This is a genomic window from Streptomyces sp. NPDC102274, from assembly GCF_044766385.1.
Taxonomy (GTDB): Bacteria; Actinomycetota; Actinomycetes; order Streptomycetales; family Streptomycetaceae; genus Streptomyces.
Genome location: NZ_JBIWLW010000019.1, coordinates 140,659 through 157,695, shown reverse-complemented (window position 1 = coordinate 157,695; position 17,037 = coordinate 140,659). Strand labels below are relative to the sequence as shown.

The window sequence follows — 17,037 nt, the reverse complement described above, 5'->3', positions numbered from 1 at the left end:
TCCCTCCATTCGACGCCAGCCGGAAGAGTGCCGCCACTCAGCCGCTTTTCTCGCCGTCCCGGGGCAGGGAATCCCCCACGCGGGCCGTGGCCCGTTGAGCCGGTCTGTGGAACAGGCCCCAGGGCCGGTGGCGGCCGAACCGAACATGTCACCGTCGGTTACCGAACCAGTGCCCCGTGATCCGCCGTTTCACGGTAGGGGCATGCCGGTCGCTCCCCGTGTCACCGCAGGGGCATGCCGGTCGCCCCCGAGGGAAATTCCTCGATGCCGAGTACCCGCAGCAGCTCCAGCCGCTCGCGGGCCTCGGCGTCCGCCGGGCTGAGCACCAGCAGCAGCTGCCCCTGGTCGGGAGTGAGGAGCGTCTCGCAGTTCATCAGCAGGCGGCCCACCCGCGGGTGCAGCAAGGTCTTGCGGTCGGCGCGCCGCACCGCTACCTCGTGCTCGGCCCACAGCCGGCGGAAGTCGGCGCTCGCGGCCTGCAGCCGGTCGACGAGTCCGGCGACCGTGGGGTCGCCGGACCGGCGGCCGGCGGCCGCGCGCAGGTCGGCCACGAGCTGGCGGCTCTGGTGCTCATGCTCCTCGGGTGGGCTGGCGGCGCGGCTGGCGGGTTCGGTGAACCAGCGGTGTACGAGGTAGCGCCGGTCACCGGAGAAGCGGGTGTGATCGCCCCCGAGCAGGATCGCCGCCCGGTTCTGGGCGAGGACCTCGCCCAGGTCGGACAGCACCAGGGCCGGGGTGTCGCCGAGCAGGTCGAGCATGCGGATCAGGCCGGCGCGGGCCAGGCGGGCCACCCCGTCGGCAAGCGGCGGCCGGTGGCCGGCCAGGTGGAAGAGGTGGTCGCGCTCGTCGTCGGAGAGGCGCAACGCACGAGCCAGCGCACCGAGCAGCTGGGGAGAGGGCTGACTGCTACGGCCCTGCTCAAGGCGTACGACGTAGTCCACCGACATGCCGGCGAGCATCGCCACCTCTTCCCGGCGCAGGCCGGTGGTGCGACGGCGGGGGCCGTCGGCGATGCCGACCTCGGCCGGGCGGATCGTCTTGCGGCGGCGGCGCAGGAAGTCGGCGAGCTGGTCACGTTGCATGGCCCCATGGTCCCTCGCGGCGGGCGAGCCGATCCAGGGAGCGGTTCTCCCATGATGAACGCTCCGCTCCCGTACGTCGCGGCGCGAGCGCAAGGTGGGCGACAGATCGACGACGAAGGAGAACGTGATGAAGATACGAACCCTGGGCAGCACCGGCCCGGCCGTTTCCGCGCTGGGTCTGGGTGCGATGGGTATGTCGGGCGGTTACGGCGCGGCCGACCGCGCGGAGAGTATCGCCACCGTGCACGCCGCGCTGGAGACCGGCGTCACGTTGATCGACACCGGCGACTTCTACGCCATGGGCCACAACGAGTTGCTGCTCGCCGAGGCGCTTCGCGGCCGGGATCGGGACAGTTACGAGCTGAGCGTCAAGTTCGGCATGCTGCGGGGGCCGGGCCCCGGGTTCGGCGGGCATGACGGCCGTCCCGAGGCGGTGAAGAACTTCCTGGCCTATTCGCTGACCCGGCTGGGCACCGACCACATCGACATCTATCGTCCCGCCCGGCTGGACCCGGCGGTACCGATCGAGGAGACGGTGGGTGCGATCAAGGAGATGATCGACGCCGGGTACGTGCGGCACCTCGGCCTCTCGGAGGTCGACGCCGCGACGATCCGCCGGGCGCACGCCGTGCACCCGGTCGCCGACCTGCAGATCGAGTACTCGCTGATCTCCCGCGCGGTGGAGGCGGACGTTCTGCCCACGCTGCGGGAGCTCGGCATCGGCCTGACCGCGTACGGCGTCCTCAGCCGAGGCCTCATCTCCGGGCACTGGGCCGCGGGCCGCATCGCCGGCCCCGACGACAGCCGCGCTTCCGGCCCGCGGTTCGCCGGCGGGAACGTGGAACACAACCTCGCCCTCGTGGAGGCTCTGCGCCGGGTCGCCGAGGCGAAGGGGTGCACCGTCGCCCAGCTGGCCATCGCCTGGGTGGCCGCACAGGGCGAGGACATCGTGCCGCTGGTCGGCGCTCGCACCCGCGAGCGGCTGGCCGAGGCGCTGCCCGCGATGGAGCTGAACCTCACCGCGGACGACCTCGCCGAGATCGAGAAGGCGGTGCCGCCGGGCGCGGCGCGCGGCGACCGATACCCGTCCGCCCATATGTCCGGCCTCGGCGTGGGCAACTGAGTCAGGCTCTCCGGCGGGGCCCGCTCCGGCGCGGGTCCCGTCGGGAAGTCTCCACCTGGGCAACGAGGTTGTGCGGTAACGAGATTGTGCGGTTGAGGGCGTTGATGACGGCGATGTGGGTCACCAGGGCGGCGAGCCGGTCCTCGTCGTGGGCGGCGGTATCAGCCGAGGTGCCGGGCGAAGAACCGTATCGTGCTGTCCAGCTCGAACGCCGGGACCTCCCCGTGCTTGCCGGGGTTGGCGTGCAGCGTCTTCTCGGCCGAGGCCAACGCGTCGAACAGCGCCAAGCTCTGGGGCCGCGGCACCCGCTCATCGTCCCACTGCACCAGGAACTCCACCGGGACGGTGATCCGCGCGGCGGCCTCGGCCGATTCCAGCACACTGCCCAAGCCCAACACCGCGGCGCGGACCCGGGGTTCGGCGGCAATGAACGGAACGCCCAGTCCGCAACCCAACGACACCCCCCAGTAGCCGACCGGACCGGCGCCGACGTGCTTGAGGTCCTGGACCGCGTCCAGGACCTCCCGCCATTCGGGGACGGTCCGGCGAGCCACGAGCGCCTGGAAATCAGCGACCAGTGGAGCCGGTTCCTCTCCGGCGTCCACGCGAGCCCGGTTCTCGGTCACGACAGGCAGCTCAGCGCCCGCATGGCCTCGCGCTCTATGCGTGAAAGATCTCTGAAGACGGTGCCTGCCTGTGTGAGGAACCGCGTATCGCCTGATTCACCGGCTTCTTTGATCAGTGCCGCGGCTTCGGTCCACAGGGTGGCCGCCTCTGTGTACAGACTGTGGCCGGTGCGGAGGTGTCCGCTGTCGAGCAGTTGGGTGCATTGGGCGAGGAAGTCGCGATAGAGGTTGCGGAACAGGGCGCCGCCGGTGCCTGCCTCCTCCATCAGGAGGGCGGCTTGCGGCAGGTCCCGCCGCGGGTCGTCGGTGCGCTGGAGCCATGTGCGTACCAGCTTGTCGGCCTTTTCGATGCCTCGGTGGCCGAGGTTGGCGATGGGCGGGTTGAGGAAGGCGTCCGCGCAGGCGGTGATGGCGGGAATGATCTGCCCCTGGGGGGAGGGCAGGTCCCTCGGAACGGTGAGGGTGAAGGACCGGTGTCTGGCGGTCATCGGGCCGCGTGCGGCTCTTGCTCGGGCGAGGCTGGTCAGACGGGTGGATACCGCTCCGCCTTGCTGGTCGGTGTCCACCAGATAGGCGTCGTGGTCGTCGTAGCCGTACATGGCGACGACATGACCGCCGAAGTGCGCCTTCGACCCGAAGTAGTCCAGGTAGTAGCTGTCGAGCTGCAGTCCGACGGGGTGTCCGGCGTCGATGGGAGCCACCACGTTCTCCCATGCCCTGCGGGGCGAGGCGGTCTCCTGGACCAGGAGCTCCAGCTTGAGTCTGGCGGCCAGGTTTCTGGTCAGGTCGAACGGTTTGACCCGTCCCCCGAGGAAGGGGAAGCCCATGTTCTTGCTGTCCCAGTAGATGAAGGACAAACCGGAGCCGAGGCCGAAGAGCATGGGCTCGGACAGATCGAGTCCTTGGTGCCGCAGTAACACCCCCAGTGCTGTCGTCTCGCAGTGCCGCGTACCGCGGGCATCGATGTCTCTTACCGTGGTCATGCCGTGCTCTCCTGGACGGGAATGATCAGCCGGGTCATCAGTTCGTGTTGTGGCGCCTCTGCCGGGCCGACAAAATACACCTCACGTACCGGCGCTCGCGGCCGCGGTCCTCGCTCATGGATGGCGGCGAGGACCGCGTTGTGGCCCAGGGGCGGCTGAGCGTAGGACCCGATGCGCACGGTCTCGGCGACGAGCCCGCCGGGCAGCACCTCGAACTCCGGGCCGGGTGTTCCCCGGCCGCTTCCCGTGCGTCGGGCGCGTCCGCCTGCCGCGGGCCGCTGAGTTCTCACGCCCACATGTCGGTGGGCATGTCGAGGAGAGCGGCGATACGGCCACGGTCCGGCAGCGGGCCGTGATCTCCCGTCACGCCAAGTGCGGCGCCCGCCGTGAGGTGTCCGAGCCGCAGGGCCCGTACCGTGTCCTCGCCGCGCAGCAGTCCCGCGAGGAACCCGGCCGCGAACGCGTCGCCGGCCCCGACCGGCTCGACGATCTCGACCTTCGGCGCGGGCACGGTGTGGACACGGGCGCCCTCGAAGGCCGTCGCGGCGTACCCGCCGTCCTTGACCACAAGGATGCGGGGTCCGGACAACAGGGACCGTACGTCCGTGGGCTCGGCCAGCCCGCTCCCCCAGAGGGCCTGGGCCTCGTCGAGTCCGACGAACGTGATGTCCGCCCGGTTCGCGAAGTCGTGGAGCACGGCGGCGGCCGTACCGTCGCTCCACAGGGCCGGCCGGTGGTTGACGTCGAAGCTGACGGGGCAGGGGCGCGCCCCGGGCGCCGGGCGCAGCAGCGCGGTGACGAGAGCCAGGCAGTCCGGTGAGAGCGCGGGAGTGATACCGCTCAGGTGGACGAGCCCGGCGGTACGCACGGCCTCGTCGTCGAGGAGGCCGGGGTCCAGGGCGGAGGCGGCCGAGCCGCGCCGGTAGTAGTGGACCCCGGTTCCGTCCGGGCCCGGGTTCTTCACGAGGATGCCGGTCGGGCGGTGCGGATCCGTGCGTACGCCGCTGATGTCGACACCGCACGCGGCCACTTCGTCGCGGATCCGGCGGCCGAACGGGTCGTCGCCGAGGGCGGACACCCAGCGCGCCGGGACCCCGTGGTCGGCCAGGTACATCGCCACATTCGACTCGGCGCCGGCGGTATGGACCCGGAGCAGGTCGGCGCGATCCAGCGGGGCGACGGGATCCGGCACGAAAGCGGCCATCGTCTCGCCGACGCAGGTCACCGGGGCGCGGGCTGGCCGCCATGTGGGGGCGTCGTGGAGGATTTCGTTCATGCGGCCCTCTTCGGGCGGTGGACGGCGTCGAGGAAGGCGCGGGCCCTGGTGCGCAAGGCGTCGACACTGCCGCCGTCGGCGGCGTCGCCGATGAGCGGCGAACCCACTCCCACCGCGGTCGCGCCGTGTGCGAGGTATTCGTGGGCCGCTTCGGTGTCCACTCCCCCGACAGGTACGAACGGCGCGGCCGGGAAGGGGCCGCGCAGGGCTCGCAGATAAGCGGGGCCGCCCGCCTGCGCCGCCGGGAAGATCTTGAAGGCGTCGGCACCGAGGCGCTGTGCGGCGACGATGTCCGTGGGGGTCATCACCCCGGCCAGAACGGGCAGTTCGAGTCGCTTCGCCTCGGTGATCCCCTCGCAGACGGCCGGGGTGACGACGAAGTCGGCCCCCGCCTCGTGCACCGCCTGCGCGTCCCGCGCGGTCAGGACGGTACCCGCGCCGAGCGGAGCGGCGGGACCGAGAGTCGCGCGTGCCCGGCGGATGACGCCGAGCGCGTCCTTGCCGCTGAGCGAGACCTCGATGAGCGGGATGTTCTCCTCCGCGAGAGCGAGGACGGTCCTGAGTGCGGCGTCCGCGTCGTCGCCGCGCACAATGGCGACGATCCGGTGGGTACGCAGCGCGGTCAGCAGATCCACGTGCGGGGTTCCTTCCCAGTCTGAGGTGCTGTCACGGTCGTTCGTTCTGTTGCCGCGCTCACGGTGAGCCGCCACCGGACCTCCCCGCCGGCCGGCACGCACGCCGCGTCGCCGTCCCCGGCCGCGGCGAGATCGAAGACGCGTCCCAACATCGGTTCGACCCCGATGGACCGGTAGGGCTCGTCCTCGGGGAAGCCCCGGAGGTTGCGCCACAAGGCGACGGACACCGGCTGGCCCTCGGCCTCAACGGCCAGGCGCAGTACGGCGTCGCCCTCGCGGACGTTCACCTGAGGGGTGTCGACGATCACGCCCACGGCCGTGCCGTCGTCGGGTCCCAGCCGGTCGAGCGCGGTCGACGGCGCGGTCGACCGCGCCGGCCACCGCGGCCACGCGCACGGGGTCCAGCGGGCTCCGCCGTCCGGGTAGACCCGGGTCCGTGCCCCGTCGGGCATCCCGACGTGCGCGTGCTCGGAGAGATCCAGCAGGGCGTGCCCCGCCCAGAGGAAGCGGTAGCCGGGCCGGGCGGTCAGCCGGTAGTCGACCACCGCGCGCCGCTCCTGGTGGCGGATTCGACGACTGAGCCGGAAGTCCGGGCAGTCGACGGACTCGATGCCACCGTCCCGCCGCCATTCCCTGGACCAGGCGCACCCGTGGTCGGGGATGCCCCGGACCGTGGGAACGCACTCCTCCAGGCCGCCCGCGTCGGCGAAGGCATCGCCGGGTACGACGCGCGGGCGACGCGGTTCCTCGCGGTGCCAGAGCCATTCACGGCCGGCCGCCCACAGCGAGGTCCAGCGTCCGCCGTGGGCCGGGTCGGTGGTGATCCGGATCGGGGACAGTGCGTTCACCATTCGGCGAACGATCCGTCGGGGTGGCGCCACACCGGGTTGCGCCAGGCATGCCCGGTGCGGTCGGCGGCGCGTACGGCCTCCTCGTCGACGGTGATGCCGAGTCCCGGGAGCGCGGTACGTGACGCCTGTCCGTCGACGAAGCGGAACGGGTCGGTGTCGACGACGTACGAGAGCAGATCGGCGTCCTTGTTGTAGTGAATGCCCCGGCTCTGCTCCTGGATGAGGAAATTCGGGGTGCAGAAAGCGATCTGGAGGCTCGCGGCAAGGGCGATCGGACCGAGGGGGCAGTGCGGGGCGAGCTGTGCGCCATACGTGTCGGCGAGCGACGCGATGCGGTGGACCTCGGAGATGCCGCCGGCGTGCGACAGGTCCGGCTGGGCGACGGCGATGCCCGCTTGGAGGGCGGGCAGGAACTCCGCCCTGCCGTAGAGCCTTTCACCGGTGGCGACGGGTACGGACGTGGCACCCACGAGCGTGGAGAGCAGATGGCCCTGCTCGGGCAGCAGGGGCTCCTCGACGAACAGCGGGTGCAGTGGCTCGATGGCCCGGAGGACTCGTCGGGCCGCGGCCGGTCCGAACCGGCCGTGCATGTCGACGGCCACATCGCGGTCGGGGCCCAGGACCTCACGGGCCGCGGCCACGCGCTCGACGACGGCGGCCGTCTCCGCGAGGGTGGGAATCGGTGACGTACGGGCCGCCGCGTTCATCTTCACGGCGGTGAAGCCCGCCTCGACCTGCGCGGTGATCTCGTCGGTGAGCCGGGCGGGTTCGTCGCCTCCCACCCAGGCGTAGACGCGTACCTCGTCCCGCAGCGCCCCGCCGAGCAGGGCGTACACGGGCGCCCCGTACACCTTGCCCGCGATGTCCCACAGGGCCTGGTCGATTCCGGCGACGGCGCTGGAGAGTATGGGGCCGCCGCGGTAGAAGCCGCCCTTGCTGAGTACCTGCCAGTGGTCCTGGATTCGCAGGGGGTCCTGGCCGATCAGATATTCGGCCAGGACGTCGACCGCGGCGCGAACCACCTCGGCCCGGCCCTCGACCACGGGTTCACCCCAGCCGACGACACCTTCATCGGTCTCGATCCGGCAGAACAGCCAGCGGGGCGGGACCATGAAGGTCTCGATGCGCGTGATCTTCACTGGGCCGAGCTCCCGTTGTGCGTGTCGCCGGTGGTCGCCGGCCCGGTGTCGCTCTCGCTTCCGTGGACACGGTCGAGGTCGCGGACCGCCTGGGCGAGCAGGGCTCGCATGGCGCGTTCGGCGGTTTCCGGGTCCTGGTCGCGCACGGCGTCCAGGACGGCTCGGTGGCTGGGGACCGGGTCCTCGCCATGGAGGCTGCTGTGGACGATCTCGTCGCGGTGGGCGAGACCGGACTCGATGACCATCTCCATGCGTTCGAGAAGTTCGTTGTGGGTGGCCGCGAGGAGCGCGCGGTGGAAGGCGAGGTCCGCCTCGACCGCGTGCGCCGCGCCCCCCTCCTCCTCGCCCATCGCCGTCAGGGCCGCCTCCAGCGCGTCGAGGTCGGCGCCGGTGCGGCGCTCGGCGGCCAGCCTGACGGCGGCCGGCTCGATGATGCCGCGGACCTCACCCAGATTGCGCAGCAGGGCCAGGTCGGTACCGGTGCCCGTACTGCCGGCGAACTGCCAGCGCAGTACGTCCGCGTCGAGGAGGTTCCAGTCGGAGCGTGGGCGGACGAAGGTGCCACGCTTCTGGCGTGCGTCGACCATCCCCTTGGCCGCGAGGACCTTCAGGGACTCCCGCAGCGCGGTCAGACTGACGTCCAGCTCGCCCTGCAGTGACACGAGATCGAGTGTCGCCCCTTCGGGAATCTCGCCGCTGAGCACCCGGCGCGCGAGAGTCTCCACGGTCTGGCCGTGCACTCCGCGGCGCGCGTATGGCGTCATGTTGGTGTGCCTTTCTGCTGGTGGGATGAAGGACGGCGGCGGTCAGGCCGAGGCTTTGACGACGGACCAGCCGCCGTCGACGAGCAGGCTCGAACCGGTGATGTAGGAGGCTTCCCCTGCTGCCAGGAAAGCGATGGCCGCGGCGACCTCCCCAGGGGTGCCGAAGCGCTGTGCGGCGGTCTCGGCGACACTTTTCCTCCGGTCCTCCTCCGGGACCCGGTCCCAGGCCCCGGTGAGGATGGGGCCGGGCAGCACCGCGTTGACCCGGACCTCGGGCCCGTACTCCACGGCGAGTTGTCCGCACAGCGAGAGCAGCGCCCCCTTGGACGCGGCGTACGCGGGGTGGCCGGGGATGCCCTTGTGCGCGTGGACGGAGGAGGTCAGGACGACGGCGCCGTGGTGGGCGCGCAGGTCGGGCAGCGCGGCCCGGAATCCGAGGAACCCGCCGGTGAGATTGACCGCGAGTTGGCGCTCCCAGGACGTGACGGTCATCTCGTGTGCGGGGGCGACGTCCACGGTGAAGGCGTTGCTGACGAGTACGGAGACCGGCCCGAAGGTGTGCGCCGCGGACATGATCCGCTCCCAGTCGCCCTCGTCCGCGACGTCCGCGTGGACGAACAGCGCGTGGCCGCCCTGTTCACGGATGCCCTCGGCGACGCGTTCGCCGGGTGCTGCCGCGACATCCGCGAGGATCACGGTGGCCCCTTCTGCGGCGAGCCGTTCGGCGGTGGCCGCGCCGATGCCCGAGGCGGCTCCGGTGACCACGGCCACCTGGTCGGCGAAGCGGGTGGGTCCGTTCATGGGGCGGGTCGACTCCTCGCGGTTCGTGAACAGTATTCGGCGACTCTAATGACGGTGTGCCGGCGCCGGTGACGACTACTTCCTGACCAGGACCACCAGTTCGGCGTCGTACTGCGCGGTCCACGCGAACGGCAGGCCGGAATGCATCAGATGTGCTCCGCTGTAGAGGGTGCCCGTGTCCTGGTCGGTGTAGTGGGCGGTCCGGTCGAGGCCGCGCAGCCGCAGTCGGGCGGGGCGCCCGGGGACCAGGGGCGCGCCGTCCAGGTGACCGGTGTTCCACGCGGTGACGACGGTGCGGGCGCCACCCGGCTCGTCGTATTGGACGCCGCAGCTGGCGTCGGACGGCGTGTTCAGCAGCCGGACCTCGCCGTGGTGGACGACGTCGCGGATCTCCTTGTACCGGGCCACCCACCGGGCCGCTTCGGCGCGCCGCTCCCCCGGCCAGGTCCGGATGTCGGCGCCGATTCCGAGGACACCGGCCATGGCGGTGACGAAACGGAAGGCCAGTGACCGGGGCCGCGGGTCGAAGACTCCCGGTGAGTCGGTGACCCAGGAGCTCATCGTGTGCGGGGCGTGCGCGTGCAGATAGCCGTACTGGATGGCGAGGCGGTCCAGTGGCGCGGTGTTGTCGCTCGGCCACACCACGTCGGTACGGGCGAGGGTGGCGTGCTCGATCCGGCCGCCACCACCGGCGCACCCTTCGACGGTGACCCGCGGGTGGTGGGCGCGCAGGTGGTCCAGTACGCGCAGATATCCGGCGACGTGTGCGGCGTCCAGGTCCTGCTCTTCGACGGGGACGGCGCCGGGCCGGCCACGTTCGGTGGGCGGGCGGTTCATGTCCCACTTGAGGTAGCTGATGGCGTGTTCGCCGAGCAGCCGGTCGAAGGTGGCGATGACGAAGTCCTGGACGTCCTCACGGCCCAGGTCGAGCAGAAGCTGCTCGCGCACCAGCGTGGCGGGCCGTCCGTCGATGCGGTAGACCCACTCCGGGTGCTCGGCGTACAGCGCGGAGCGGGGGCTGATCGCCTCGGGCTCGACCCAGAGGCCGAAGTCCATGCCGGTGGCGCGGACCCGGTCGATGAAGTCGTCGAAGCCGTCGGGGAAGTTCGCCGGATCCGGGTGCCAGTCGCCGAGTCCGCCGGTCTCGTCGTGGCGTCCGACGAACCAGCCGTCGTCGACGACGAACAGTTCGGTTCCCATCTCGGCGGCGATCGCGGCCAGTTCCAGCTGGTCCGCGGCATCGACATCGAAGCCGGTCGCTTCCCAGGAGTTGTAGAGGACCTTGCGCGGCCGGTCGACGCGCTCACCGGCGAGCCGACGTTCGTAGGTGTGCCAGACACGGGCCAGTCCGTCGAGCCCTTCCGGGCTGAAGGCGCAGGCGAGCCGGGGAGTGGCGAGTGTGGCACCGGGGACAAGGCCGACGGCGCCCTCGTGGGGCACACGGCCCGCGCGGACACGGACGGCGCCGCCGGGCTCGGCGTCCGCGGCCATGTGCCAGTTCCCGGACCACTCCAGGGCGATGCCGTATGTGGGCGTGTTTCCCTCGTCCGGCTCGGCGGCGTCCTGGACGGCGAGCCAGGGTGCGTACGCATGGCCGGGCACGGCCTGGGTGGAGGCCATCTCGAAGCGGCCGCGGGTGAGTTCCAGCTGGGTGCGCTGGAACTCCTGGGACCACTGGCCGGTGAGGTACGTGAGCCGCGCGCCGCCCGCGACGGGAATGTTCACGGCGGCCGAGTCGACGCGCTCAAGCCGCAGTTCCTCGTCACCGGTGCAGGTCAGCTCCGTCCACCGCAGGATCACATCGGTGCCGGGCACGGTCTCGTAGCAGAGCGCCGTGCGCAGCCCCAGTTCCTCGTCGACGAAGTCGAGGCGCAGCGCACGGTCGCCGTCGTGCGTGGCGGTGTCGAACGTCCACCACATGCCGCGTTCCCCGCCCGGACGCCGGGCCACCAGGTCGGCTCCGGTGAAGGGCCGCAGACCGTAAGGGATGTACTCGGCCGGGGCGGCGTCCGCGCGGGTGAGGAAGTGGGTGCGGTGGGGGTGTTCGAAGGGCGAGGGGCCGGTTTCGGCGCCGTGGGGACCCCAGACGTCGAGTTCGGCCCAGCGTCCCTGGCCGGCGATCCGTACCGCGTAGGTGGTGTTCTCGGTGCGCAGCAGCCACCGGTCGTGCGGTTTCACTTCACTGCTCCCAGATTGAGCCCGGCGACGAAGTGGCGCTGGAACTTGAGGAATACGACGACGGTCGGGGCCGCGGCGATGACGGAGCCCGCCGCGATGACGTTCCACATGGACACGTACTGCCCCTGAAGTCCGATCAGTGAGGCGGTGATCGGCATCTGGCTGTCCGTGCGCAGGACGGTGATGGCCCACAGCAGGTCGTTGAAGATCCAGGTGAACGACAGGGCGCTCAGTGCGGCCATGGCGGGTTTGGCCAGGGGCATGATGATCCTGGTATAGATCTGCCACGGCCCGGCGCCGTCGATGACCGCGGCCTGCTGGATCTCCGGCGGGATGGACCGCATGAAGCCGTGCAGGACGAAGACGTAGAAGCCGACGCCGAAGCCGACCTGGACGCCGATGAGGGCGTACAGCGAGTCGTACAGGCCCAGCAGTTCGCTGAGTTTGGAGACCGGGACCAGGAGGATCTGCGGGGGCAGCAGGTTCCCGCCGAGCATCAGGAGCAGGAGGGTACGGCGCAGCGGCAGGTCGTAGCGGCTGAGGGCGAACGCGGCCATCGAGGCGAGGAGCAGCGACAGGAGCACCGTCGGCACGGTGACGAGCAGGCTGTTGATCAGTGCGCGCTGCTGGCCGCCGTCGACCCATGCCTGACGGAAGCCGTCGAGGGTGAAGGAGTGCGGCAGGCTGCCGACGCCGTTGGCGGCCACATCGTCGAAGGACCGGGTGCTGGTGACCAGGACGAGCACGATGGGCAGCAGCCACAGGGCGGAGAGCAGTCCGGCGCTGAGGTGGAATCCCGCGGTCCGCCAGATCCCGCGGCGATCCCGCCGCCCGCCCCGGCCCGGCCGCGCCGGGGTGGTGTGGTGTCGGTCGGTGGGCGGTGCGGAGGCGTGGGTGACGCTCATGAGTCAGCCTCCCGGAAGGCGCGGACGAGGTAGGACGCGATGACGCCGAAGGCCAGAACGAAGATCACGACCGCGAGAGCGGAGCCGTAACCCAGTCGCAGCGACTGGAAGGCGGTGGAGTACATGTAGGTGCTGAGCAGTTCGGAGGAGTGGTAGGGGCCACCGCGGGTGAGCGCCCACACCACGTCGAAGGAGCGCAGCGAGTCGATGACGATGACCGAGAGGACCACCGCGTTGACACTGCTCAGCTGCGGCAGTGTGATGTGCCGGAACTGCTGCAGGCGGGTGGCGCCGTCCACCTTCGCCGCCTCGTAGAGCACCGGGTCGATGCCCTTGAGCCCGGCGAGGTAGAGCACCATCACATAGCCGATCTGGCGCCACAGAGCGGGCACGATCACGGCGTACAGGGCGGTGTCCTGGTCGGCGAGCCAGGCATGGGTGAGGCTGCCGAGCCCGATCCCTTCGAGCGTCTTGTTGATCAGCCCGTCGGGCTGGTACATCGCCTGCCACACCAGGGCCGTCGCGACCAGTGAGAACACCACGGGAAGGAACAGCGCGGCGCGGTAGAAACCGACGCCCCGGCGCTCCTGCTGGAGCAGGAGCGCCGTTCCGAGGCCGAGGGCCGCGGAGAGCCCGCCGAAGAGCACCAGCCAGATGACGGTGTCCAAGGCGGCCGTGCGGAAGACAGCGTCGCCGAACATCTCGCGGAAGTTGGCGAGACCGATGAACTCCGGGGCGCTGACGCCGTCCCACTGGGTGAAGGAGAGATAGAACCCCTGGATCGCCGGCCAGAACACCCAGAACGCCTCGGCGAGCAGCGGCACGAGCACGAAGGCGAGTACAACGGGTGGGACCCTCGTCGCCCGCTTGCGGGCCGGGGCCCGGCCGCGGGCCGTCTTTCGGGGTGCGGTGAGGGCCGCCATGTCACTGACTCCAGATCTTCTGCGCGTCGCGTTGCCACGTCGTGAGGATGGAGCCGATCTCCTTGGGCTTGGCCAGGAAGCGGGTCAGCGCGGTGTCGGCGGTGGGGGCGAGGGCGTCGCTGGAGTCGCGGTTGAAGAACTGAGTGATCTCCGCGGAGTCCTCGATCAGCTTGCGGCCCTTGACCACCAGCGGCGTTCCGCTGTCCTTGGCATCGGGGTGGGTGGGCAGCGAGGTGCCGGACGAGCCCTTGAGATAGATCTCCTGGGCCTCCGCGGTGGCGAGGTAGCGCAGGAGTTCCTTGGTCTCGTCGGCGCGGCCGGTGCGGGCGCTGGCGAAGTAGCCGTCGGTGGGCGCCTCCTCGGCGAGCGGGATCTTGGGGTCGATCACCGGGAAGCGGAAGAAGTCGATGTCGTCGAGCTGGTCCTTGGGCGTGGAGTCGGCGAAGAAGGTGCCTATCAGCATCATGCCGGTGCGGCCCTGGAGGAGCGCCGTGGTGGCGTCCTGGAAGGGCAGCGCGGTCCCGTTCGGGTCGAAGTACGGCAGGGCCTCGCCCCAGCGGTCGAAGACCTTGCGGACCTCGGGGTCGTCGAAGCGGTGCTTGCCGGCGAGCAGTTCACGGTGGTAGGCGGCCCCGTTGATCCGGATGTTGAGGTAGTCGAACCAGGAGGAGGCCACCCAGGGGGTGTTGCCTCCGGCCCCGAGCCCTATCGGTGCGACGCCCTTGCTCTTGAGCTTGTCGCACAGGCCCAGGAACTCGTCCCAGGTCTTGGGCTCCGTGACGCCCCACTTGGCGAAGTTCGACTTCCGGTAGAAGACGGCCCACCAGTAGTAGGTGGTGGGGACGAAGACCTTCTTGCCGGCGGAGTCGGTGCACAGCTTCTGCAACGCGTCGGAGTATCCGGCCAGTTCGGGCTTCTGCCAGATGTCGCTGACATCGAGGAGCAGGTTCTTCCCGGCGTACGACTCGGCGACCGATCCGGGGTACCAGGTGTAGAGGTCCGGCGGGTTGGCCGAGGTGAGATAGGTCGGCAGCTGCGTACGGAACGTCTCCGAGGCGACGGTGTTGAGTGACCCCTTGGCGCCGCCGCGCTTGTTGAAGGCGTCGATGACATCCTGCATCGCGGACTTGGCCTGCGGTGCGGAGAGGTTGGACTGCAGGGTGACAGCGCCGCCGCCCGATGTGTTCTTCCCGCTCGATGACGAGGAGGTGACGCAGCCGCTCATCAGTGCGGCGGCGCCGACGGCGCCGGCGCCCGCGAGGAAGGTACGGCGGCTGTGTGCTGTGGTGTTCATGGGTCTCCCTAAGCGCCCACGGAATGAGGCCCGGCCCCCTGACGGCCGGGCTCTCCTTCGGCTGCTACAGACTGACGTGGCACCAGGCCCGCGTCAAGATTAATTACTAATTTATTTTTCTCGGGCTGTGGGCACGCAGGTTGAGGCCGCCCGGTCCGTCAGTCGCGGCCCTGGCGGACGAGGCCGCCCACTCCGCGGAACACGGTCAGCACACTGCCGTCAGGCCCGGCGAGGGCGCCGAGTTCGCCGTCGAAAGCTCCGCTGGCGAACGCCTCACGCTTCGACCAGTCGCCCCAGCTACCGGCGCCGCTCGCGTCGTAGGTTCGCCGCCAGAGGGTGTAGTCCCCGGCACGCGCGTACAGCCGCACGCCGTCCCGGGTGGCGACGAGCGTGGGGCTTCCGCTCACGGTCCCGCCCAGCGAGGACCAGGCGGACCAGGTGCCCGCCCCATCGCGCACCCGGGTCCGGATCGAGTCGTCGGCGGTTCGCACGGCGAGATGCGTGCGTCCCGCGGAATCCGTGACAGCGGCGGGCCGCCCGTACAGGGCCACCCCTTCCGGCCCCTCGAAGGAGGTCCAGCCGGACGCGGCACCGCGCGTGTGGATCCGTCCGTCCTCGCCCCGCGCGAAGAGTGTCCAGTCGTCCGGGCCCTCGTAGGCGATGCCCGGGGCGTCGGCGAGCCGCCCGCCGAGCTTCTGCCACCGGCCCCAACGCCCGTCGCGATGACTCAGCCGGTACGCGGCGCCGTCCGTACCGCGTACGAAGACGTCGATACGTCCGGGCGAGGTGGAGTAGGCGGCGGGCTGTCCGACGATCCGGCCGTCCGTGGGACCGCCGAGACGCGTGGTCGCCGAGGACCAGTGGCTGTCCCGGCCGGTCTGCTGCCGGAGCGAACCGTCACCGCCCCGCGTGAACGCGGTCAGCCGGTCACCGTCGCGCACGAGGGCGGGGGCGGCGTCGGCCCGCACCCCGAGCGAGGCACCGGGCGCGTCGTCCGTGCCGCTCAGCGAGAGGAACGCCGTGCCGTGCGCGGGCACGTTCACGGAGTAGGTACCGGAGTGCGTACCGCGGTCCTCCCTGGCCCGCAGATCCCGCACGGCGACCTCGCCCGCGAGCCCGGCGTCGGCGAACCGTACGGTGCGCTCGGCGGGCCGGTCGGAGCGGTTGAGGAGCACGACCGCGCGCTTGCCCGAGCCCCGGAGGACCTTGCTGTAGACGTCTCCGGTGTCGTCCGTGGCGACGCGCACCCCCTGGATGGCGAGGGGGTCCTGATTGACGGCGAGGATCTCCGGGTTACGCAGGGTGTCGATCATCGACGGCGGCAGCGTACGCGGGTCGGAGCCGATGACCAGCGGGGAGCTCATCTCGGCCCACATGACGAACTGGGTGGTGGACTCCTCCTCGGTCAGCTCGTACGAACCGTCCGTCAGCTTGCGCATCGGTATGAGGTAGTCGGGGTCGTTGTAGCGGCCGGGCCCCTGCGCCTCGGGGTGCCAGGCGTTGGCGTCCATGTTGCGCAGGACGTTGGACCACTGGCCGGGCGTCGGATTGCCCCACGCGATGTCGGTACCGGTGCGCCAGGAGTCACCGGTCGTCGGTCCGTACACGTAGGCGTTGTGCGCGTCCTGCGCCGGGGTGTGCGGGAGCCCCCAGTCGTCGGTGAGCGGGTTGCACAGATTGAGCAGCATACGGCGGCCGGACTTGGCGACGGCGTCGCTGAACTCCTTGAACGCCGGCCCAGGATCGATCTTCTCGGTGATCCCGCAGAGGAAGTCGACCTTGATGGCATCGACCTTCCAGCCGGCGAACTGGTCGGCATCCTCCTGGTAGTGGCCGCGGCTGCCGAGGCCACAGGTCTTGCCACCGTCGTAGGTACCCGCGTCCGTGTAGATCCCGGCCTTCAGTCCCCGCTGGTGCAGGTACGTGACCAGCGCGGGGATGCCGGAGGGGAAACGGCCTGGATGCGCGGCCAGCCGGCCCGCGCTGTCCCGCGGTTCATCCGCCTGCCAGCCGCCGTCGAGCCACACTATGTCGTAGCCACTGTCCCTGAGGCCGCTGCTGACCAGATAGTCGGCGACCCCCTTGACCTGACCCTCCGTCGGAGCGCCGAGGGCGTAATAGGTGTTCCAGCCCATGTACGGCGTCGGGGCGAGCCCACTGTCGTAGAACGGCGGGGCTTCCGCGGCCCCGCGTTCGGCGGCCTGCGCCGCGGGTACGGCCAGCGGGATCAGCGCGGCGGCCCCGAGCACGGCGACGGCCCGACGGGCACGCACTATCCCTGCACGATGCGAAGTCACTTGATACTCCCAAGAGTTGGGGATGACGAGCGCGGCACTCCCCTCGTGAGGAGCGGCGCCACGACGAAGACTGTGATGCCACATCCACACCCTGTCAATAATTATTACTAATTAACTTAAATTCGATCGGGCCTCATGTTCGATCGGGCCTCATGGAAGA

At 70.6% G+C, this 17,037-nt stretch carries 15 protein-coding genes and 1 pseudogene; 1 reads left to right on the top strand and 15 read right to left on the bottom strand.

What is annotated here, in order from left to right; genetic code table 11:
* Window positions 1-221: 221 nt before the first annotated feature.
* Window positions 222-1,082 carry a helix-turn-helix transcriptional regulator gene (locus tag ACIRQP_RS24875; protein WP_403893328.1) on the bottom strand — a complete coding sequence of 287 codons (861 nt, stop codon included), beginning with the start codon at window positions 1,080-1,082 and terminating at the stop codon, window positions 222-224.
* Between the two features lie 127 nt (window positions 1,083-1,209).
* On the opposite strand from ACIRQP_RS24875, the gene ACIRQP_RS24870 reads away from it, so the two are divergent.
* Entirely contained in the window at window positions 1,210-2,205 is a 996-nt protein-coding gene (locus ACIRQP_RS24870) for an aldo/keto reductase (protein ID WP_403893327.1), read from the top strand.
* A 161-nt stretch (window positions 2,206-2,366) separates the two neighbouring features.
* On the opposite strand, the pseudogene ACIRQP_RS24865 reads toward ACIRQP_RS24870, so the two are convergent.
* The 14 genes and pseudogenes from ACIRQP_RS24865 to ACIRQP_RS24800 all read right to left on the bottom strand — a co-directional run.
* Window positions 2,367-2,834: pseudogene (locus ACIRQP_RS24865) on the bottom strand (alpha/beta hydrolase family protein); the annotation flags it as partial.
* Window positions 2,828-3,814 (bottom strand): BtrH N-terminal domain-containing protein, encoded by a 987-nt coding sequence (locus ACIRQP_RS24860; protein ID WP_403893326.1) that lies wholly within the window; start codon window positions 3,812-3,814, stop codon window positions 2,828-2,830. The pseudogene ACIRQP_RS24865 and the gene ACIRQP_RS24860, both read right to left, overlap by 7 nt.
* On the bottom strand, window positions 3,811-4,104 hold the full coding sequence (locus tag ACIRQP_RS24855) for a hypothetical protein (RefSeq protein ID WP_403893325.1): 294 nt from the start codon (window positions 4,102-4,104) through the stop codon (window positions 3,811-3,813). Before ACIRQP_RS24855 ends, ACIRQP_RS24860 begins: the two co-directional genes overlap by 4 nt.
* Window positions 4,101-5,090, bottom strand: a complete 990-nt coding sequence (locus ACIRQP_RS24850) for a sugar kinase (RefSeq protein WP_403893324.1) — start codon at window positions 5,088-5,090, stop codon at window positions 4,101-4,103. Before ACIRQP_RS24850 ends, ACIRQP_RS24855 begins: the two co-directional genes overlap by 4 nt.
* On the bottom strand, window positions 5,087-5,725 hold the full coding sequence (locus ACIRQP_RS24845) for a bifunctional 4-hydroxy-2-oxoglutarate aldolase/2-dehydro-3-deoxy-phosphogluconate aldolase (RefSeq protein ID WP_403893323.1): 639 nt from the start codon (window positions 5,723-5,725) through the stop codon (window positions 5,087-5,089). Before ACIRQP_RS24845 ends, ACIRQP_RS24850 begins: the two co-directional genes overlap by 4 nt.
* On the bottom strand, window positions 5,713-6,576 hold the full coding sequence (locus tag ACIRQP_RS24840) for a hypothetical protein (protein WP_403893322.1): 864 nt from the start codon (window positions 6,574-6,576) through the stop codon (window positions 5,713-5,715). Before ACIRQP_RS24840 ends, ACIRQP_RS24845 begins: the two co-directional genes overlap by 13 nt.
* A complete protein-coding gene (gene dgoD / locus ACIRQP_RS24835; RefSeq protein WP_403893321.1) occupies window positions 6,570-7,715 on the bottom strand; it encodes a galactonate dehydratase in 1,146 nt (381 codons plus the stop codon). Before dgoD ends, ACIRQP_RS24840 begins: the two co-directional genes overlap by 7 nt.
* Entirely contained in the window at window positions 7,712-8,479 is a 768-nt protein-coding gene (locus ACIRQP_RS24830; protein WP_403893320.1) for a FadR/GntR family transcriptional regulator, read from the bottom strand. Before ACIRQP_RS24830 ends, dgoD begins: the two co-directional genes overlap by 4 nt.
* 42 nt (window positions 8,480-8,521) lie before the next feature.
* Window positions 8,522-9,280 (bottom strand): SDR family NAD(P)-dependent oxidoreductase, encoded by a 759-nt coding sequence (locus ACIRQP_RS24825; protein ID WP_403893319.1) that lies wholly within the window; start codon window positions 9,278-9,280, stop codon window positions 8,522-8,524.
* Window positions 9,281-9,355: 75 nt separating this feature from the next.
* A complete protein-coding gene (locus ACIRQP_RS24820; protein WP_403893318.1) occupies window positions 9,356-11,458 on the bottom strand; it encodes an alpha-galactosidase in 2,103 nt (700 codons plus the stop codon).
* Window positions 11,455-12,363, bottom strand: a complete 909-nt coding sequence (locus ACIRQP_RS24815) for a carbohydrate ABC transporter permease (protein ID WP_403893317.1) — start codon at window positions 12,361-12,363, stop codon at window positions 11,455-11,457. Before ACIRQP_RS24815 ends, ACIRQP_RS24820 begins: the two co-directional genes overlap by 4 nt.
* Window positions 12,360-13,286, bottom strand: a complete 927-nt coding sequence (locus ACIRQP_RS24810) for a carbohydrate ABC transporter permease (RefSeq protein WP_403893316.1) — start codon at window positions 13,284-13,286, stop codon at window positions 12,360-12,362. Before ACIRQP_RS24810 ends, ACIRQP_RS24815 begins: the two co-directional genes overlap by 4 nt.
* 1 nt (window position 13,287) lies before the next feature.
* Complete coding sequence (locus tag ACIRQP_RS24805) at window positions 13,288-14,580, bottom strand: ABC transporter substrate-binding protein (RefSeq protein ID WP_403893315.1); 1,293 nt, start codon at window positions 14,578-14,580, stop codon at window positions 13,288-13,290.
* 158 nt (window positions 14,581-14,738) lie between these two features.
* Window positions 14,739-16,877, bottom strand: coding sequence for a glycoside hydrolase family 27 protein (locus ACIRQP_RS24800; RefSeq protein WP_403893314.1), 2,139 nt, complete (start codon window positions 16,875-16,877; stop codon window positions 14,739-14,741).
* Window positions 16,878-17,037 lie beyond the last annotated feature (160 nt).